Here is a 19,423-nt window from a genome sequence, read left to right as displayed (position 1 = left end):
ATGGCACAGGACCGTCAGCGCGTGGTCGTGGTGACCGGCGCATCGGGAGGGATCGGACGGGCGACCGCCCGCGCGTTCGCGGAGCGGGGCGACGCCGTCGCGCTGCTGGCCCGCGGCGAGGAGGGCCTCGACGGAGCCGCCGCCGACGTGCGGAAGGCGGGCGCCCGAGCCCTGCCGATCAGCGTCGACATGGCCGACCACGAGGCCGTCGAGTCGGCGGCCGAGCAGGTCGAGGCCGAGCTCGGCCCGATCGACGTGTGGGTCAACGTCGCGTTCAGCTCCGTCTTCGCCCGCTTCATGGACGTGAAGGCGGAGGAGTACGAGCGCACGACCCGCGTCACCTACCTCGGCTACGTCAACGGCACCCGGTCGGCGCTGACCCGCATGCTGCCCCGTGACCGTGGCGTCGTGGTCCAGGTCGGGTCAGCGCTGGCCTATCGCGGCATCCCGCTCCAGTCGGCCTACTGCGGCGCCAAGCACGCGGTCCAGGGCTTCCACGAGTCGGTGCGCACCGAGCTGCTGCACGACCGCAGCAACGTCCACGTCACCATGGTCCAGATGCCGGCGGTCAACACGCCGCAGTTCCAGTGGGTGCTGTCGCGGCTGCCGCGGCGCGCCCAGCCGGTGCCGCCGATCTACCAGCCCGAGGTCGCCGCCGACGCCGTGCTCTACGCCGCCGACCATCCGCGCCGCCGGGAGTACTGGGTCGGCGGGTCGACAGCGCTCACGCTCATCGCCAATGCCGTCGCCCCGGGCCTCCTCGACCGCTACCTGGCTCGCACCGGCCTCGAGTCCCAGCAGACCGACCAGCGCCAGCCGGCCGACCAGCCGGCGAACCTGTGGGAGCCCGCTGACGGCACGGACGGGCACGACTACGGCGCGCACGGGACGTTCGACGACCGATCCAAGCACCGCTCCCTGCAGCTGTGGGCCTCCCAGCACCACGCCACCGTCGGCGCCGCGCTGGCGGGAGCCGCGGCAGGAGCGGCCATCGCCCTCGGGAGGAGCCGGAGATGACGGCGGTCGCCGAGGGCACCGGCCTGCTCGAGCGGCTGCGCGACCGGGTCGACGGGGAGGTCCTGTTCGACGCGGGGACCCGGGCGGCGTACTCCACCGACGCCTCGAACTTCCGCCAGGTGCCGCTCGGCGTGGTCACGCCACGCACCGTCGAGGCGGCGGCCGAGGCGGTGGCCGTCTGCCGCGAGCTCGGCGTGCCGGTCGTCTCCCGGGGCGGCGGAACCAGCCTGGCCGGCCAGGGCACCAACGCGGCCGTCGTGCTCGACTTCTCGCAGCACTGCAACCGGCTGCTCTCGGTCGATGCCGAGCACCGCCGCTGCGTGGTCGAGCCGGGCATCGTGCTCGACGACCTCAACCGTCAGCTCGAGCCGACCGGGCTGCGCTTCGGCCCGGAGCCGGCGACCCACCCGAACTGCACCCTCGGCGGGATGATCGGCAACAACTCCTGCGGCGCCACGGCGCAGCGCACCGGCAAGGTCGTCGACAACATCGCCTCGCTCGACGTACTGCTCCACGACGGCACCAGGTTCACCTGCGGGCCGACGAGCGACGAGGAGTGCGCCGAGATCGCGGCCGGGAACGACCGCCGCGCGGAGCTCTACCGCGCCCTCCGCGACCTGCGCGACGAGAACCTCGCGCTGATCCGCACGCGCTACCCGAAGATCCCGCGGCGGGTCTCGGGCTACAACCTCGACTCGCTGCTGCCCGAGCACGGCTTCGACGTGGCAGGGCTCCTCGTCGGCAGCGAGTCGACGCTCGTCACCGTCCTCCGGGCCGAGCTGAAGCTCGTGCCGCGCGTCAAGGAGCGCACGCTCGTCGTGCTCGGCTTCCCCGACATCGCGAAGGCGGCCGACGCGGTGCCGGCGATCGTCGAGCACGGACCGATCGCGCTCGAGGGCGTCGACCACTACCTGATCCACGACGAGCAGATGAAGGGGATGAACAAGCAGGGGGTGCACGAGCTGCCGAAGGGCAGCGGCTTCCTCATGGTGCAGTTCGGCGGCGACACCAGCGCGGAGGCCGACGCCCACGCCCACGACATGCTCCACGCGCTGGGGGAGACCGAGCACGACCCCGACGTCGTCTTCTACGACGACCCCGCCCGCGAGGACGAGCTCTGGCAGGTCCGGGAAGCGGGCCTCGGCGCGACCGCGCACGTGCCGCACAAGCGCGACACCTTCGAGGGCTGGGAGGACTCGGCGGTGCCGCCGGAGCGGCTCGGCGACTACCTGCGCGACCTGCGCAGCCTCTACGACGAGTTCGGGTACGCCGACGACACCGGCCCCGCCCTCTACGGCCACTTCGGCCAGGGTTGCGTGCACACCCGTATCCCCTTCGACCTCTACAGCACCGAGGGCGTCGCGAGCTACCGCCGCTTCCTCGAGCGCGCCGCCGACCTCGTCGTCTCCTACGGTGGGTCGCTCTCGGGGGAGCACGGCGACGGTCAGACGCGCGGCGAGCTCCTCCCCAAGATGTTCGGGCAGGACGTCGTCGCGCTGTTCGGCGAGGTGAAGCGCGTCTTCGACCCGCACGACCTCATGAACCCCGGCAAGGTCGTGCACCCCTCGCCGTTGGACGCCCACCTCCGCCTCGGCGGACTCTGGTCGCCGCAGCAGCACCAGCAGCTCCACTTCGCCTTCCCGCAGGACGGCGGGTCGTTCAGCGAGGCGGCCAACCGCTGCGTCGGCGTCGGCAAGTGCCGCAAGCTGGTCAATGAGGGCGGCACCGTGATGTGCCCGTCCTACCAGGTCACCCGGGAGGAGCGACACTCCACGCGCGGCCGGTCCCGGCTGCTGTTCGAGATGCTCGACGGGCACGGCGACGGCCCGATCAAGGACGGCTGGCGCTCTGAGGAGGTGCTCGACGCACTCGACCTGTGCCTGGCCTGCAAGGGCTGCAAGAGCGACTGCCCGGCGAATGTCGACATGGCCACCTACAAGGCCGAGTTCCTCGCCCACCACTACCGGCACCGGCTGCGCCCCCGCGCCGACTACGCGATGGGCTTCCTGCCCGATCTGGCGCGCGCGGTCGAGCGGTTCGGGCTGGCCCGCACGGTGAACGCCCTGACCAGCATCCCGTGGGTACGCCGGGCGGCGACCCGTGCCGCCGGCCTCGAGGACCGGCACGTGCCGACGTTCGCGACGCAGACGCTCCAGCAGTGGTGGGCCGAGCGCTCGGCCGGAGGCGGACCGCGGCCCGCGGTGTCTCGCGGCAGCGTCCTGCTCTGGCCCGACACCTTCACCAACCGCTTCCATCCCGAGGTCGGCCGAGCCGCCGTCGCGGTCATCGAGGACGCCGGCTGGACCGTGACCATGCCCAGCGAGCCGCTGTGCTGCGGGCTGACCTGGATCTCGACCGGTCAGCTCACCACCGCCAAGAAGCGGCTGCGCCGGACGGTGGCCGCGCTGGCGCCGCACGTGCGCGCCGGCGGCCTCGTCGTCGGTCTCGAGCCGAGCTGCACGACCGTGTTCAGGTCCGACGCCGCCGAGCTGCTGTCGGAGAACCAGGACGTCCACCGGCTGCGCGACCACACCGTCACGCTCGCCGAGCTGCTCACCCAGCACTCCCCGGGCTGGGAGCCGCCACGGCTCGACGGCACGCACGGGCTCGCGCAGGTGCACTGCCACCAGCACGCCGTCCTCAGGTGGGACGCCGACGCCGACCTGCTGTCCCAGGCCGGCGCCGACATCGAGCACCTGGACTCCGGCTGCTGCGGGCTGGCCGGCAACTTCGGCTTCACCGCCGGCCACGGCGGGGTCAGCCAGGCGCTGGCCGAGCAGACGCTCGTCCCGCGGCTGCGCGAGGCACCGGCCGAGACCGTCGTACTCGCCGACGGCTTCTCGTGCCGCACCCAGATCGACGAGTTCGACCCGAGTGGCCACCACGGCCTCCACCTCGCCCAGCTGCTGGCCCAGGGGCTGGGGCACGACGACCACTGACACCCGATCACGAAGGAGCCTCCCCGATGAGCACGAAAGTCGCCGACCATCTGCTCACCCGTCTGCGCGAGTGGGGCGTCGACCAGGTCTTCGGCTATCCCGGCGACGGGATCAACGGCCTGCTCGGGGCGTTCTCCCGCGCCGACGACGAGCCTCGGTTCATCCAGGCGCGGCACGAGGAGATGGCCGCCTTCGAGGCGGTGGGCTACGCCAAGTTCAGCGGCAAGCCGGCCGTCTGCATGGCGACCTCGGGCCCCGGCGCGATCCACCTGCTCAACGGCCTCTACGACGCCAAGCTCGACCACGTGCCGGTCGTGGCGATCGTCGGCCAGACCAACCGGACGGCGATGGGTGGCAGCTATCAGCAGGAGGTCGACCTGCTGAGCCTCTTCAAGGACGTGGCCAGCGACTACGTGCAGATGGTGACCGTCCCCGAGCAGCTGCCCAACGTCATCGACCGCGCGCTGCGGATCGCGATGGCGCGGCAGGCTCCGACGGCCGTGATCATCCCCAACGACGTCCAGGAGCTGGACTACGCCGCCCCGACGCACGCCTTCAAGATGGTGCCCTCCAGCCTGGGCGTCAGCTGGCCGTCCGTCGACCCCGACGACGCAGCCGTCCGGGCCGCCGCCGAGATCCTCAACGCGGGCAAGAAGGTCGCCCTCCTCATCGGGCAGGGGGCGCGCGGCGCGGCCGACGAGGTCGCGCTGGTCGCCGACCTGCTCGGCGCGGGAGTCGCCAAGGCGCTGCTGGGCAAGGACGTGCTCTCCGACGAGCTGCCGTTCGTGACCGGCTCGATCGGTCTCCTGGGGACCCGGCCGAGCTTCGAGATGATGCGCGACTGCGACACCCTGCTCACCGTGGGGTCGAACTTCCCCTACACCCAGTTCATGCCGGAGCTGGGGCAGGCCCGTGCGGTCCAGATCGACATCGACGGCGCCATGATCGGGCTGCGCTACCCCTACGAGGTCAACCTCGTCGGCGACGCCGCCCGCACGCTCAAGGCCCTCATCCCGCTGCTCCAGCGCAAGGAGGACCGCGGCTGGCGGGAGACGATCGAGGGCAACGTGGCGCGCTGGTGGGACGTGATGGAGTCCGAGGCGCAGGTCGAGGCGAAGCCGATCAACCCGATGCTGCTCTTCCACGAGTTCTCGCGCGTGGCGCCGGAGGACGCCATGATCGCCGCCGACAGCGGCTCGGCGGCCAACTGGTACGCCCGCCAGGTCAGGATGCGCGGGCGGATGCGGGGCACGCTCTCCGGCACGCTCGCGACGATGGGGCCCGGCGTGCCCTACGCCATCGGCGCGAAGTTCGCCCACCCGGACCGGCCGGCGATCGCGTTCGAGGGCGACGGCGCGATGCAGATGAACGGCCTCGCCGAGCTGCTCACCGTCGCCCGCTACTGGAAGGACTGGACCGACCCCCGACTCGTCGTGGCCGTCCTGCACAACAACGACCTCAACCAGGTCACCTGGGAGCTGCGCGCGATGGGCGGCACGCCCGACTTCGTCGAGTCGCAGGCACTCCCGGAGACGTCGTACGCCGGCTTCGCCGCCTCGATCGGGCTCGGGGCGCTGACGGTCACCGACCCGGCGGAGCTGCCGGCGGCGTGGGCGGAGGCGCTGTCGGCCGACCGGCCCTACGTGCTCGACGTGCACTGCGACCCGGACGTGCCGCCGATCCCGCCGCACGCGGACTTCGCGCAGATGAAGAGCATGGCCGCCGCGCTCATGAAGGGCGACACGTCCCGGTGGGGCGTCATCAAGGAGGGTCTGAAGACGAAGGCGCAGGAGCTGTTCCCGCAACGCGACGATGACTGATCGACGATGACTGATCCGAGGGTCGCCTCGGTGGCGGCGACCGCCTACACCGTGCCGACCGACCAGCCGGAGGCCGACGGCACGATCGCGTGGGACCACACGACCGTGGTGGTCGTCGAGGCGCGGGCAGAGGACGCCGTCGGCACCGGCTGGACGTTCGCGCCCGCGTCGGGGGCGCACGTCGTCGCCGACGTCCTGGCGCCCGTCGTCGAGGGCCGTTCCGCACTGGCGCCGGCGACGGCCCAGGCCGCGATGGTCAGGGCCGTGCGCAACGCCGGCCGGGTCGGCCTGGTCGGGACGGCGATCTCGGCGGTGGACATCGCGCTGTGGGACCTCGGCGCGCGGCTGCAGGACATCCCGCTGACCCGCTGGTGGGGCGTCGAGCCGCGGCCGGTCCCGGTCTACGGGAGCGGTGGCTTCACGACGTACTCCGACGGCGACCTGCGCGCCCAGCTCGCCGGCTGGGTCGACCAGGGCATCCCGCGGGTGAAGATCAAGATCGGCGAGTCGTGGGGCAGCTGCGAGCGACGCGACCTGGAGCGCACCGCCCTCGCGCGGCGGGTCGTCGGGCACGACGTGGAGCTCTACGTCGACGCCAACGGCGGCTACACCGCCGGCCAGGCGGTCCGGATGGGCCGTCGGTTCGACGACCTCGGTGTCAGGTGGTTCGAGGAGCCGGTCAGCTCCGACGACCTGGCCGGGCTGGCCACCGTACGGGCCGGCGTGACGGCCGACGTGACCGCGGGGGAGTACGGCTACGACCTCGCCACCCTCGCGCGGCTCGCCCCGGTGGTCGACTGCCTCCAGGTCGACGTGACGCGGTGCGGCGGCTACACGGAGTGGTTCCGCGTCGCCGCCGTGGCCGCTGCCCACGGTCTCGACGTCTCGGCCCACTGTGCGCCCTACCTCACCGCCCCGGTCGCCGCCGCCACCCCGCGCCTGCGACACCTCGAGTGGTTCCACGACCACGTCCGCATCGCGCGCGAGCTCGTCGAGGGGTACGCCGACCCGGTCGACGGCGCCCTGCTCCCGCTCGACGGGCCCGGCCACGGGCTGCGGCTGCGGCGGGAGGCCGCCGAGCGCTACCGGGTGGCGTGAGGTCGCGGGTCGGGTGGGGCGGCTCGCTGCAGGTTCATCGAGGTATGCAGCCGAATGCGCACCTCCCGCGCGGAGTTCCGCCCGGGAAGCGTCCACTCGGCTGCATACCTCGATGAACAGTCAGCAGCGCTAACCCCGCACCGGCGGAGCGGAGGGCGGGGCCGAAGGCGGCGGGTACGTCGGCCCGGGAGCCGGTCCCGGGGGCGAGGCGGTGGTGTGAGCGGTCGACGGTGCACTCGACGGTGCACTCGAAGCCGCACCCGGCCCCATGCCCGTGGCCGGCTGCCACGGGGAGGGCTCGGCGCCGTACTGCCGACCCTGCTCGGAGGTCCGGATCAGCCCGGTCAGCCACTCGATGACGGCGTGCACCGCCCAGGCCGCGAAGGCGTAGACGATCATCGCGAAGAGCACCGAGGTGTCGAGGACCGCGCGGACGTCGTCGTTCGCGCTCACGTTGAGGTGGATCGGCGTGAACATCCCGCGGAAGGGCTCCATGGCACGGTCCAGGGAGCGGTAGACCCAGGCCACGAACGACGCGTCGGGGTTGGCGCCGAACAGCAGCAGCACGAAGCCGAGCGTGAGGACCACCTCGGTGACGACGACGTAGGCGTAGACCACCCAGACCAGGGTCCGCAGGCCGAGGAGCAGCAGACGCCGCTGCGGATGTGCCGGTCGCGCCGGCCTCGGCGCTGCGACGGGTGGGACGGTCACGACACGACACCATCAGGGGAGACGGCGGTGCGACCTCCCCCGAAGCGGGTGGCTCAGGGCGTTCTCCGATGTTCGGGACGACCCAGGTCCTGGCCTCGCGACTCGCGCCGCGTCTCCCGGCGCACCTCCCGACGCTCCTCGCGCCGCTCGACCCGGCTGGCGGCGGCCTCGCGCATGCGCCGGGTGATCAGCCCGGCGGCGCCGGCGATGACGACGACGTTGTAGACCATCTGGATCAGCACGAGGACACGGGCCGTCTGGCCGACGGCGTGCACGTCGCCGTACCCGACCGTGAGCAGCGTCGACATCGTGAAGTAGAGCGCGTCGACCCGCGTCCCGAGCTCGGCGACCTGGCCGGGGTCGCGCTGCTCCAGGACGTAGAAGGCCAGCGAGAAGCCCAGCACGCCGACGACGAGCGCGAGCAGGAGTGCGTCGATACGGCGCTCGGGGTGCGCCAGCTGTGCCCGGATCTGCCAGACGACGACAGCCGTGAGCACGAGCAACATCAGGGCGGACAGCAGGAGGCGCACCACGTCGGTGCGCTGCGGGGCGGCGGTGACGGGGACGACGAAGTAGAGGCCGACGACGAGCGCGAACGCCGTCGTCATGCCCACCACCCGTCGCCACTCGGACATCGCCTCGATCCTGTCCCTGTCGGGTCGTCGGCCAGTTCACCCTCTCCGGGTGACAGGGAGACCCGCCGGTCGGCGCGACGCTGGCGGTCGATGGACCTCGTCGCCCTCCGCCGCCGGCTCACGGACACGGTCGAACGGATCCCGATCCTCGGCCGCCTGCTGAGCGAGTTCGTGCGCATCGAGTTCATCGACCGCTGCATGCTCATCGCGGCACAGGCGCTCCTCGCGCTCGTCCCGATGCTCATCGTGCTGGCCGCCTTCTTCCCCCGGCTCACCGCAGGCGCGCTCGACCAGCTGACCGCCGCGGCCGGCCTCGGCAAGACAGGGTCGGACAACGTGAGCGGCCAGCTCGACAGCGCCCAGGTACGCGCTCAGACGGGTGTCGTCGGCATCGTGGTCACGCTGTTCTCAGCGACGAGCTTCGCGCGTGCGCTGGAGCGGATGCTCGAGCGCGTCTGGGACCAGCCGCACATCGGCGGCCTCGCCGGGACGCGTCGGTGCTTCCTGTGGCTGATCGGCTGGCTGGTCGGTCTCCAGCTCCTGGCCGCGGCGCGGGCCCTGCTGGGCGGCGGCTTCGTGGCCGACGTCCTCGGCATCGGGGTGCACGCGGTCGCGATGTGTGCGATCTGGTGGCTCACCGCGTGGCTGCTGCTGTTCGGCCGCGTCGGCTGGTGGCAGCTGGCCCTCGGAGCCGTGCTGGCCGGCGCGCTGACCGTCCTCTACAGCCACGCCGCCGCGCTGCTGATGCCGCCGTACGTCGCCGCGAGCACGCGTCAGTTCGGCACGCTCGGCCTGATCCTGGCCGTGTCCACGTGGCTGATCGGACTCGCCGCCGTGGTCGTCGGCAGCGCGCTCGTCGGGCGCGTGGTCACTGAGGACCCGTCGGTGCGGAGGCTGATGGGGACGCTTCGGGAGCGGCTGGCCGGGCGAGCAGCTCGACCAGCAGGAGGATCACCGCGGCGACGGCCAGCAGGACGAGCGTGAACGCGCCGGTCGGGTGGTCCCGCATCACGTAGACCAGCAGCGCCCCGCCGAGCACCACGCCACGGATCGCGTTGCGGTAGGAGTCGAGCGCGACGCCGAGGCGGCCGGTGTCGAGGCCGGCGCGGGCGGTTCCGCCGCGGACGACCTCGATCATGCCCGACGTGCCCCGGCGGACCGTGACCGCCGTACGGCTGGGACCGCTCACCCAGGCGATGAACGCGACCGCCAGCGAGAGCACGAGGATCGCGCGCAGGTTGAGCCGGATGAACCATGCCAGCTGGTCGTAGATGGCTCCGGCCGCATCAGCAGGCAGCTGGTCCGCCGGCACGGCGTCGAGATAGACGGACCGGAACGCGTTGAGCGCGACGCCCAGCAGCAGCATCGAGGCCGCCAGCGTGATCGCGCCCGCCACGAGGGTGCGCCGCCGGGACCGGCCGACGAGGACCGCGCCGATCAGGCAGACCAGCGCGAGGATCGGCAGCAGCGTGTTCACCGCGCTGAGGAGACGGAAGCCGGTCTGTGCCTTCTCGAGGTCGGCGGACTGGAACACGGTGAACTGGGCCTGCACGTCGGGCAGCTTCTCGACGAGGGTGAAGCCGCGGTCCACGAGTCTGGTCTTGACCGTCTCGATGATCGTCGCGAGGTTGATGCTCACGACGCCGTTGCTGACGTCGACGGTGTCGCTGCCCTTGCCGGTCAGCACGGCGACCATCTGGGTGTGCGCTTCCCGGTTGGCCTGCTCCCACGCCTGGCTGAAGGCGTCCGACTGCACGATCGCCGTGACCTGCCGGGAGATGAAGTCCTGGATGGCATTGGCCAGCGGCCCGCTCAGGGCCTGGAGGCTGGTCGCCGCGAGCGGCGGCAGGCCGCGCTGGGAGAGGGCCCCGACCGCCTGGTCGGTGACCTGGCGTACGTCGAGCCGGGAGACGATCTCGGTGGTGATCCGGTCGGCCACCGCGCGCTGCACGGCGGGATCGTGGGCCAGCGGCGCCACGGTGGAGACGTAGCGATCCGTGTCCGACACCTCGTCGTGGGCCCACCGGGCGACGACCGCCAGCGGAGCGAGGATCGCCATCGCCACGATGAGGAGCGTGGCGATGAAGGTCCGCCAGGCGCCGGTCCGACGAGCGCCCGACTGAGGCTCGAGCTCGGCGAGCTCGGCGCGCAGCTGGTCCGCCCGCTGCCGACGGTCGGCCGGGGTCTCGGCCGGAGGCTCGGTCGTAGCCATCGGCTGATCGCCTCCTCAGAGTGCCGGTGCGGGCGGAGGAGAGGCGGAGGTCGTCCCGGTGCTCTCGCGAGAGCGCCGCGCGCGCAGTCGGAGGGCCGCCACCACCCCCAGCAGCCCTGTGAGGATCAGCCACACGGAGGTGACGAACACGAGGACGCCGAGTGACAGGTGAGGGTCCACGAGCAGGAAGCCGCCCGCGAGGACACTGATGCCGCCGGAGAAGAGGTCCCACGCCCGCCGTTCCGGGACCGGCGCGACGACCGCTCGCACGAGGTCGATCACGCCCGACACCAGCCACCAGACGCCGAGGATCAAGGTGATCGCGAGGAGGGTCTGGAGCGGGTCGCGCAGGCAGAGGAGCCCCACGATGAGGGCGATCGCCCCGGTCAGGCCGAGGACCAGGCGCAACGAGGTATCCAGGCCCGACGAGGCGAGGGCGCCGATGATGCGGACCACTCCGGAGACCAGGAACTGCACGCCGATCAGGACCGCGACCACGGTGAGCGTCTCGTCGGGCCACACCGCCAGGGTGATGCCGAGCCCGAGGCTGACCAGGCCGTAGGCCATGACGAGGCCCCAGTGGTCGGCCAGCACGCTGATCGCTGTCGGTAGGCCGGTCGGTCGCCCTTCGGGACCGTCGAAGCCGGCGTACTGCTCGTCGGACATGGCCACCTCCGGACGTGAGTCCTGACCAAGCCATCGTGTTGCGAGGCCCCCGGCCCGTCCTCGCCCGAATCGGGTGGGCGCCTCAGAAGAGGTTGAGGTTGCGTGCGACGGCGAGCGCCTGGCTGCGCCGCGACGCGCCGAGCTTGCTGTAGAGGCTCGACACGTGCGTCTTGACGGTGTTCTCCGAGAGGAAGAGCGTGCTCGCGATGTCGGCGTACGTCGCGCCGCGAGCGAGCTCGCCGAGCACCTCCCGCTCGCGCGGACTGAGCAGGGGTGGCACGACGACCGCGGTGGTGACGCTGCGCTCGCGCGGCGAGGGCGTGCGCGAGGCGTAGACCGCGCTGAGGTCGGGCCGGCGCGCGCCGGCGGCCGCCAGATCCTGGACCCAGGACGACCGCGTGCTCGAGGCGAGCCGCGGGAGCAGCGTGGCCATCGGCGTGCCCTGGCGGGTCCAGCCGAGGAAAGGCACCGAGTTGCGGCGTACCTCGGTCGCCGTCGCCGCGTCCGCGAGGAGCGCGAACGCCCGCGCGTGTTCGCCCAGGGCGTCGAGGAGCTGGGCGCCGCAGGCGAGCGCGAGCGCCCGCACCGGCGGCTGCGAGTACGCCGCATCAGCGGCCGCGGCGTCGAACGCGGCGACGGCGCGGCGCCGGTCGCCGGCCAGGTCGGCGGCCAGGCCGGCGACGAGCTCGGCCTCGCCCCGAGCGCCGAGCGCGGCGAGCGACTTCTGCAGGACGGGGAGCCCCCACTGGTCGCCGGACACGGCGGCCAGGAACGCCCGCTCGATGAGGAGCACGACGCGGAGGTGGTCCGGGAGCCTCGACTCGTGCAGCATCGCCGTCTCCGACGGCATCGTGAGGATGCGCTCGGCCTCGGCGACCGAACCGCGCTGCAGCGCGATCCGCGCATCGCGGATCCAGAGCCAGAACTTCGTGGTGAGGTCAGCGCTGTGGACGCGGCTGCTCGCGGGTGGATCCGGCACGGCGATGGGGTCGTCCGGCCACGGAACGTCGACGTGCGTGCTGAGGAAGAGCGTGAGCATCGCGCGCGACGGCGCGAACCGCGTGTGCCAGACGTCGGGCTCGTCCAGGCGACCGAGCGCGTCGACGGCCATGGCGGAAGCAGCGCTCTCCCTGCCGCTCATGTAGATGGTCTGGGCGAGGTGCGTCATCGCCCAGGCCTCCATCGCACCGAGGCCCTCGCTCTTGCTCAGGCTGATGGCCAGCGTGAGGTCAGCCTCCGCCTCCGTCAGGTCGCCGAGCCAGGCGCAGGTGACGCCGACCTCGTTGATGAGGACCGCGAGCTCGCGGGCGTGTGCGCCGCTGGGACTGCTCCGAGCGAGCCAGAGCCGGACGATCCGCTTGGCATACCCGAGCGCCGGGTAGAGCGGCTCCAGCCCGAGCCGCGCTCGCCAGAGCCGGACGCAGGCGATCTCGACGTCGGCGTCGTCCTCGTCGCGCCCGAGCACACGCGTCGCCCAGTGGAGGGCGCCCTCCATGTCGTCGGCCAGCCAGCGGGCGAGGGCGACCTGGAACCAGGTGTCCGGTCGCTCGTCGATCACGTCGGGACGGGCGCGGACGAAGCGCTCGACCTCAGCGATGCCCCCTTGGCCGACGACCAGGCGCACGCCGTGGCTGGCGAGGAGGTCGGCGGCGTCGTCGGCGGCGTTGACGTAGAGCAGGCGGTCGAAGGCGGCGCGGCTCTGCCCCTGCACGAGGTCGAGATGGACGGCCCGTCTGACGGTCGCCTGGGCCTGGACGACGTCCACGCCTCCGGCGTGGACGCGTCGGCGGACCACCTCCGCGAGCAGCGGGTGGATGCGATAGCTGGCGTCGGCGTCTGACTCCTGGTCCGCGTCCGCTCGCTCGCCGCGCGGCTCTGGCACCCGCCCGGGGGAGACCCGCGCGACGAGGAGGCCGGTGGCCTCCAGCTCGGCGAACAGGTCGGCGGCCTCCGGCTCCCGCGCGAGGTGGGCGGCGGTGGCCGCGCTGACGACGTCCTCGCCGGCGACGGAGAGCAGGAGGTGGCGCTGACGCGGGGTCATCGACACGAACACCTCGCTCGCGACGTGGTCCGGGACGGACGTCGCGCCGTCGCCGAGGTGGCGCGCGGCGGCCAGCCGGTCGGGCGCCGTACCGACGGCGCGGGACGCGAGCACGACCGCGGCGGGCCAGCCCTGCGCGCGCCCGGCGACGGCGCGGACCACCTCGGGATCGTCGGTCTGGGCGTGCTCGACGATGAGCGGCAGGCACTCCTCGTCGCTCATGTGCAGCAGCTCGCCCCGGAGGACCGTGAGCTGACCGAGCAGCTCGGGGACCATCCGGCTCAGGGGGAGGTCCCACCTGCTGGCGAGCAGCAGTCGCAGCGACTCGGGCCTGGCCGACAGGAGGTCGTCGACGAGGCGGAGCGCCCCCGGCGGAAGCGCGTTGGCGTCGTCGACGACCAGGAGGCAGCCGGTGGACCCGGTCGCGCTGTTCACGCGGTCCGCGGCCGCCTCGATGGCCGACTCGAGGCGGTCGGCGCTCCAGGTCGCGTCGCCCTGGATCCAGGTCGCGTCCGCGGCCTGCGTCGCGGGGGTGTACTCCAGCCAGCCGCGGATGCCGAGCGTCTTCCCGGCGCCGACCGGGGCGACGAGGAGAGTCACCGGGGCTGTGGTCGCGCGGTCGAGGGCGGCCCAGAGCCGGGGCCTCGGCACATAGGTGCGAGGGAGGCGCGGCGCGCCGATGACCTCACGACGCGGCTCGTAGGCCTCGCGTGCCTCGTCTCGGGGGTTCGCTGGTCTACCCATGGGTCCCCTCCCGAACACCCGGGAGCAGGGGCTGACTCGCCCCTCCGGCAGCCGCCGGGCCGAGCGTTCCATGGCGCAGCGCCTCGAGTAACGCTGCTCGGTACGGCGATCCCCATCCGCGCCGTGCTCTCACTTTAGGGCCTTCGGGCGTTCGCTGCGCTAGTCCTCGGACAGCTGCGTGCACAGCGCCCAGAGGGTCGCGATCCAGAACGCGATGACGACCACGCTCCAGATCGGGTAGTAGGGGATGAAGGCGAAGTTGCTGAGGATGGCCAGGAACGCGATGAAGATGCCGACCAGCCGACCCCAGGTCTGGCCGGCGAGGATCCCGGCCCCGGCGACGAGCGCGATGATCCCGATCACCAGGTGGATCCAGCCCCAGGTCGAGACGTCGAGCTTGAACTGGTAGTCCTGCCCGGTGATGAAGACGTCGTCCTTGGCGATGGCGGCGATGCCTTGGAGGATCTGGAAGACGGCGACGGTCGCCATCAGGACGCCCGCGAAGGTGCTCACGCCGATGGCGACGAGCTCACGGGTCGGGGGGTCGTACCCGGATCGGGAGGTGCTGGCCATGGTGCCTCCTGCGGTCGGCCGCGTGTTTTCCTGACGCTCACCGGACGCTAGGACGGGGGAGGATCGTCCGCGTCACCCGGAAAGGGCGACGTCTGTTCTCCGACGTCACCGAGCAGGTCGACCAGCGCGGCGGGGGCGTCGTCGGCGAGATCGGCGAGGAGCAGCGTGACGTCGCCACGGGCCCGGCCGCGCTCGACGAACGGGCGGACGATGTCCAGGTCCGCGTCACTGGAGAGCACGATGAGCGCCGACGTGCCTGGGTGCAGTCGCTGCGTGATCTGCTCGAGGAAGTCGCGCTCGATGCCGGTGCCCCGCAGGCGCTGCGCGAGCGCTCCGACCCCGGCTCCGGCTGCTGCGCCGAGGACCGGCGAGAGGAAGAGCGCGCCGACCAGCGCTCCGAGCACCGAGCCCTTCGACGCGGCTGACGTGGTCGCGTGACGCAGGTGCCCGATGCGCGGCTCGTGTGCGCCCGGGACCCATGTGACCGTGAGCGCGTCGTGGACGGTGATCGCGTTCTGCTGCTGGAGGTCCTTGAGCCGCACCTCAGCCGCCGCGGCGCCCATCGCGGAGTCGTAGAGCCACACCGTCAGCGTGGACGGCCCGGGCATCTCGCGCTCATTCCTCGGTGAAGACCTCGCGCAGCGCCGACTCCTGCTCGGTGCTGAGGTTGGTGAAGATCAGCTCCGCGTGCTGTCCGGCGAAGGCGTCACGAGCCTTGTCGAGTACGGCGTCCGACGTCATCAGGAACAGCGCCGACGTGCCGGGCGTGACCTGGTCGCGGATCTTGTTGATGAAGCCGTCGTCGATGCCCACGTCGCTGAGGGCGCCGGTCAAGGCGCCCGTGGCGGCACCGACGGCCGCGCCGAGCAAGGGCACGAAGAAGAGCAGGCCGAACAGCATGCCCCAGAAGGTCCCGCCGAGGGCGGCCGCTCCGGTGGTCGAAGTCAGCTGGCGGGTCTTGGGCTTCTTCCGGTCCGCCGGCCACGAGACGGTCGCCGCGTCGTGCAGCGTGACCACTCCCTCGCGAGCCAGCTGCTGGACCACCGACTCCGCCTCGTCGGCCGCCGTCGGGGACTCGAACTTCCACACCGACAGGGTCGCTTGCGCCATGTTGAGCCTCCTGAGTCGTTCGATGGGTCGTGCTTCCCACTCCACCGCGCAGGGCTCGCGGGGTGCTCACCCGAACCCGGTGAACGCCGGCGCGGACGTCGCCCGCTCCATCACCCCGGGTGGCCGGCCGATGCCCGTCGCACGCGTCCGCTGGTCTGCACGCGGTGTCCGACGATGCTGAGCACGACCCAGAGGACGGCGAAGAGGATGCCGCCGAGCGCCGTCTCGGGACGCCAGAGCACGTCGGTGCTGCTGGTTCCGAGCCTGCCGACGGCGGAGAGCAGGAGTGCCGCACCGGCGACGGCGGTTCCCCACCGCAGGAACGCCTTCTCGTAGTGCTGGGCGAGGAAGCCGGCGACCACGGCGACGGCGGGGACGAAGACCAACGCCAACAGCCAGTGGTGCTCTCCGTTGTCGGCGATCACGAAGAGCTTGGCGCCGATCACCGACCCGACGCAGGCCCCCGCGACGAAGAAGAGGAAGCGCGAGACCAGGAACGAGACGACGAGGGCGCCGACCGCGCCGGCCCCGGCGACGAGCACCATCGTCGCGGCGGAGGCATCGAACGCCTCGGCGAGCAGCCAGCCGAGCCCGCCGCCGGCGATCAGCACGGCGAGGCGAACGGAGAGGGCGCCGAGGAAGCACAGGATGAAGCCCAGGACGGCGAGGACTGCTGCTGACACGGGGGCCTCCTGGCGGTGCGGGCGGAATGCCACGACCGGACACTCCGACGGTCGCCGAGCCGCGCCGTCCCGACCTCGCCCGATTCCGGTGACGCGGGAGCAGGTCCGGCGGACCTACCTTCACGTCATCCGCTTGCGCGCGGCGCGGGCGATCGCCACGTGAGTGAGTGTGCGGACGGGGTGGGGTGGAGCATGGGCTGGGTCACGGTCTCGGCGACCGGGGGGCGTCCTCCGAAGGCGCGCGGTGTGACCAGTCTCGACCAAGGGATCGGGGTGCTCTGATGGCGAGGATGCTGATCCGCGTCGACGCGGATCTCTCCGACGAGCTGCTCAGCGCCTTCCCCTACCTGACGAGCCGCCGCCATCGGGCCTCGACCACCCTGACGGGGAACATCATCGACCAGGAGCAGCTCCAGGGCGTCCTGAACCTGCTGAGTGCCCTCGGGATCGACGTCGTCGAGGTGCTCACGATTCCGGACGACTGACGGTCTGCGGCGTCGGCTCGGGCGGCTCCTCGCCCCGGTTGGCGATCACCGGTGTGAGCCATCGGATCGCCGGGTCCGCGTCGACGAGGAGGGCGCGCACCAGCAGGCTGAGCGGCACCGCCAGGATCGCACCGACCGGCCCGATGATCCACGACCAGAAGACCAGGGACAGGAAGGTCAGGGTCGTCGACAGCCCGACCGAGTCGCCCACGACCTTGGGCTGGATCCCTGACTGGATGATGAGGTTGAGGACGCAGTAGACGGCGATGACGGCCAGCATGAGGCCGGCGCCCGAGTCGAGCAGTGCCAGCACCGCGGGCGGCACCAGCCCGATGACGAAGCCGATGTTGGGGATGTAGTTCGTGAGGAAGGCCAGGAGGCCCCACAGCAGCGGCAGCGGGACGCCGAGCAGGTACAGCGCGATGGTGTCCAGCACCGCCACGATCGCGCCGAAGACGGTCGAGACGAGGAGGTAGCGGCGTGTCCCGACGGCGAACCCCGAGAGCGCCTCGACCAGCCGGGGGCGCGTCGCCGCCGCCTCCCGCAGCCGGTCCGGGAAGGCGCCGCCGTCGAGCGTGACGAACAGGCACAGCGTCAGCAGGAAGAACAGGCTCGAGGCCAGGCCGGCGATCCCCGAGAGCACGCCCGCGACGAGGTCGGCCAGCTGCGAGAGGTCGAAGGACGAGCCGATCTTGTGGACGGCGTCGGCGTCGACGCCGAGGTCGTGCAGCCGGGAGGTCACGTTGTTGACGAGCTCGTCGGCGTCGTCGGCGTAGGTCGGGATGAGCGCGCCGAAGCGCGCGATCGCCACCACGATGCTGAGCGCCAGGCCGACGATGATGAGGTAGACGAGGGCCACGCAGATCGTGGTCGCCAGCCAGTCGGGCAGCCGTCGGGCGAGTCGCTGGCGGACCGGGTGGACCACGATGGTGAGCACCAGCGCCAGGAACGTCGGGCCGAGGATGCCGCGCGCCGCGTGGATGCCGCCCACGGTGACCACGGCCGCGGCCGTGCCCAGCAGGACGGTGAGGATGCGGGGGAGCCCTCCGCTGCGGAGGGTGGACCGTGCGACGGACACGGCTCATCGTCGCCGATAGGAGTACGTCGATGGGCTCACCCTGTTCGGGTGACGCGAGCCGCCGACCGCGTTCCTAGCGTCCGAGGCGACGACCGGCGACGGCTGGTCAGGAGGCGGGTGCGCCGTGCCGGACTGGCTGACCTGGTTGCTCGCCGTCGCGGGGATCGCGCTGGTGGTCGTCGAGGTGACGGTGTGCGTGCTGGCGCTCGGCGTCATCCCCGGCGGGCGCAAGCCCTCGACCGGGATGGCCTGGCTGATCCTCATCCTGGCGCTGCCCTATGTCGGCATCCTCGCGTTCGCGTTCTTCGGCAGCACCAGCGTCGGCCGGAAGCGGCGCGAGTGGCAGCGGCGGGTCAACGAGGAGGTGGCCGCCGAGGCGCGGGCCCGGGGCGACGCCGCGATGATCGCGCCGAGCAGCGACCTGGTCGGGGCGGCGCGGCTCAACGAGACGCTCGGTGCGCTGCCGATGTCCGACGGCAACCGGGTGGCCGTCCTGCCCGAGTACGCCGACACCCTGGCGGCGATGTGCGCCGAGGTCGAGCGCGCCCGGTCGTTCGTGCACGTGGAGTTCTACATCACGGCCTGGGACGCGATGACGTCGTCGTTCTTCGACGCGCTGGTCGCCGCCGCCGGGCGCGGCGTGAAGGTGCGGCTCCTCTTCGACCACCTCGGGTCGCGCGGCATCCCCGTCTACAAGGAGCTGCTCGCTCGACTGGAGGGCACCGGGATCGCGTGGGCGCCGATGCTGCCGATCAGCCTGCGCCGCGGCCAGGTCAGGCGGCCCGACCTCCGCAACCACCGCAAGATCCTCGTCGTCGACGGGCAGGTGGCCTTCACCGGTTCCCAGAACCTCATCGAGCCCGGCTACAACAAGCCGAAGAACCACAAGGCCGGCCGCGAGTGGGTCGAGGTCATGGTGCGCCTGGAGGGTCCGGTCGTGCGGGACCTCGCCGTCGTCTTCGCCACGGACTGGTTCTCCGAGACCGGCGAGAACGTGCGGGACACCCTGCTCCTCTCGAAGCCGGAGGGCCCGCCGTCGGGGGGCTCGGTCGACGGGGTGGCCTGCCAGGTCGTCGGGAGCGGACCCGGGTTCGTCAGCGAGAACAACCTGCGGCTGTTCAACACGCTCATCTACGACGCCCGCCGGCGGCTCTCGATCGTCAGCCCCTACTTCGTCCCGGACGAGTCCCTGCTCTACGCCGTCACGACGGCCGCCCAGCGTGGCGTCGACGTCGAGCTCTTCGTCAACGAGGGGGCCGACCAGTTCATGGTCTTCCACGCCCAGCGGTCCTACTACAGCGCGCTGCTCGACGCCGGCGTGCGGATCAGGCTCTACCCGTCGCCGTACGTGCTGCACGCCAAGTTCTTCACGGTCGACGACGAGGTCGCCGTCGTCGGGTCGTCGAACATGGACTACCGGTCGTTCGCGCTCAACTACGAGGTGATGCTCCTGCTCCGCAGCCGCGAGGTGGTCGACGGCCTCGACGAGGTGCTGGCCCGCTACCGGGCGGTCTCGACCGACCTCACCGCGGAGCGCTGGGCGCAGCGCGGTTGGGGAGCGGCGTACGTCGACAACGTGATGCGGCTGACGGCGGCGCTGCAGTGACCGGG

At 72.1% G+C, this 19,423-nt stretch carries 17 protein-coding genes; 7 read left to right on the top strand and 10 right to left on the bottom strand.

Features of this window, described 5'->3' with window-relative positions; all coding sequences use genetic code 11:
- Genes QDS12_RS17800 through QDS12_RS17785 form a run of 4 tightly spaced genes read left to right on the top strand, consistent with a single transcriptional unit; the run spans window position 1 to window position 6,874 of the window.
- The gene (locus QDS12_RS17800; protein ID WP_279881449.1) at window positions 1-1,017 is read left to right on the top strand and encodes an SDR family oxidoreductase; all 1,017 of its coding nucleotides are present in this window, start codon (window positions 1-3) and stop codon (window positions 1,015-1,017) included.
- Window positions 1,014-3,956, top strand: a complete 2,943-nt coding sequence (locus QDS12_RS17795; RefSeq protein WP_279881448.1) for an FAD-binding and (Fe-S)-binding domain-containing protein — start codon at window positions 1,014-1,016, stop codon at window positions 3,954-3,956. Before QDS12_RS17800 ends, QDS12_RS17795 begins: the two co-directional genes overlap by 4 nt.
- A gap of 26 nt (window positions 3,957-3,982) precedes the next feature.
- The gene (locus QDS12_RS17790; protein ID WP_279881447.1) at window positions 3,983-5,776 is read left to right on the top strand and encodes a thiamine pyrophosphate-requiring protein; all 1,794 of its coding nucleotides are present in this window, start codon (window positions 3,983-3,985) and stop codon (window positions 5,774-5,776) included.
- A 6-nt stretch (window positions 5,777-5,782) separates the two neighbouring features.
- Window positions 5,783-6,874, top strand: a complete 1,092-nt coding sequence (locus tag QDS12_RS17785; protein WP_279881445.1) for an enolase C-terminal domain-like protein — start codon at window positions 5,783-5,785, stop codon at window positions 6,872-6,874.
- Between the two features lie 129 nt (window positions 6,875-7,003).
- On the opposite strand, the gene QDS12_RS17780 is transcribed toward QDS12_RS17785, so the two are convergent.
- Together QDS12_RS17780 and QDS12_RS17775 are read right to left on the bottom strand one after the other, a co-directional pair.
- A complete protein-coding gene (locus QDS12_RS17780) occupies window positions 7,004-7,585 on the bottom strand; it encodes a YggT family protein (RefSeq protein ID WP_279881444.1) in 582 nt (193 codons plus the stop codon).
- A 53-nt stretch (window positions 7,586-7,638) separates the two neighbouring features.
- Window positions 7,639-8,220 carry a potassium channel family protein gene (locus tag QDS12_RS17775; RefSeq protein ID WP_279881442.1) on the bottom strand — a complete coding sequence of 194 codons (582 nt, stop codon included), beginning with the start codon at window positions 8,218-8,220 and terminating at the stop codon, window positions 7,639-7,641.
- Window positions 8,221-8,310: 90 nt separating this feature from the next.
- Between QDS12_RS17775 and QDS12_RS17770 the strand changes: the two genes are divergently transcribed.
- Entirely contained in the window at window positions 8,311-9,204 is an 894-nt protein-coding gene (locus tag QDS12_RS17770; RefSeq protein ID WP_279881440.1) for a YhjD/YihY/BrkB family envelope integrity protein, read from the top strand.
- On the opposite strand, the gene QDS12_RS17765 is transcribed toward QDS12_RS17770, so the two are convergent.
- The 7 genes from QDS12_RS17765 to QDS12_RS17735 all read right to left on the bottom strand — a co-directional run bounded on the left by QDS12_RS17765 (window position 9,089) and on the right by QDS12_RS17735 (window position 16,249).
- Entirely contained in the window at window positions 9,089-10,432 is a 1,344-nt protein-coding gene (locus tag QDS12_RS17765) for a hypothetical protein (RefSeq protein ID WP_279881438.1), read from the bottom strand. The two genes, QDS12_RS17770 and QDS12_RS17765, sit on opposite strands and share 116 nt — an antisense overlap.
- 15 nt (window positions 10,433-10,447) lie before the next feature.
- On the bottom strand, window positions 10,448-11,098 hold the full coding sequence (locus tag QDS12_RS17760; RefSeq protein WP_279881436.1) for a DUF308 domain-containing protein: 651 nt from the start codon (window positions 11,096-11,098) through the stop codon (window positions 10,448-10,450).
- An 82-nt stretch (window positions 11,099-11,180) separates the two neighbouring features.
- On the bottom strand, window positions 11,181-13,883 hold the full coding sequence (locus tag QDS12_RS17755; RefSeq protein ID WP_279881433.1) for a LuxR C-terminal-related transcriptional regulator: 2,703 nt from the start codon (window positions 13,881-13,883) through the stop codon (window positions 11,181-11,183).
- A gap of 159 nt (window positions 13,884-14,042) precedes the next feature.
- Window positions 14,043-14,456 carry a hypothetical protein gene (locus QDS12_RS17750; protein WP_279881430.1) on the bottom strand — a complete coding sequence of 138 codons (414 nt, stop codon included), beginning with the start codon at window positions 14,454-14,456 and terminating at the stop codon, window positions 14,043-14,045.
- A gap of 47 nt (window positions 14,457-14,503) precedes the next feature.
- The gene (locus tag QDS12_RS17745; RefSeq protein ID WP_279881428.1) at window positions 14,504-15,064 is read right to left on the bottom strand and encodes a DUF1269 domain-containing protein; all 561 of its coding nucleotides are present in this window, start codon (window positions 15,062-15,064) and stop codon (window positions 14,504-14,506) included.
- A gap of 7 nt (window positions 15,065-15,071) precedes the next feature.
- Window positions 15,072-15,566 carry a DUF1269 domain-containing protein gene (locus QDS12_RS17740; RefSeq protein ID WP_279881426.1) on the bottom strand — a complete coding sequence of 165 codons (495 nt, stop codon included), beginning with the start codon at window positions 15,564-15,566 and terminating at the stop codon, window positions 15,072-15,074.
- A 110-nt stretch (window positions 15,567-15,676) separates the two neighbouring features.
- Window positions 15,677-16,249 carry a hypothetical protein gene (locus QDS12_RS17735; RefSeq protein WP_279881424.1) on the bottom strand — a complete coding sequence of 191 codons (573 nt, stop codon included), beginning with the start codon at window positions 16,247-16,249 and terminating at the stop codon, window positions 15,677-15,679.
- A gap of 281 nt (window positions 16,250-16,530) precedes the next feature.
- Here QDS12_RS17735 and QDS12_RS17730 point away from each other — a divergent pair, with 281 nt between their 5' ends.
- Window positions 16,531-16,734 (top strand): hypothetical protein, encoded by a 204-nt coding sequence (locus QDS12_RS17730; protein ID WP_279881422.1) that lies wholly within the window; start codon window positions 16,531-16,533, stop codon window positions 16,732-16,734.
- On the opposite strand, the gene QDS12_RS17725 is transcribed toward QDS12_RS17730, so the two are convergent.
- Entirely contained in the window at window positions 16,715-17,812 is a 1,098-nt protein-coding gene (locus QDS12_RS17725; protein WP_279881419.1) for an AI-2E family transporter, read from the bottom strand. The two genes, QDS12_RS17730 and QDS12_RS17725, sit on opposite strands and share 20 nt — an antisense overlap.
- A gap of 124 nt (window positions 17,813-17,936) precedes the next feature.
- Between QDS12_RS17725 and cls the strand changes: the two genes are divergently transcribed.
- Window positions 17,937-19,418 (top strand): cardiolipin synthase, encoded by a 1,482-nt coding sequence (gene cls, locus QDS12_RS17720; protein ID WP_279881417.1) that lies wholly within the window; start codon window positions 17,937-17,939, stop codon window positions 19,416-19,418.
- Window positions 19,419-19,423: the final 5 nt, after the last annotated feature.

The sequence above is a fragment of the Nocardioides sp. CER19 genome (genome assembly GCF_029846275.1).
GTDB lineage: Bacteria > Actinomycetota > Actinomycetes > Propionibacteriales > Nocardioidaceae > Nocardioides.
The sequence above is the reverse complement of the archived record's forward strand: the minus strand, read 5'-3'. Positions and strand labels throughout refer to the sequence as shown.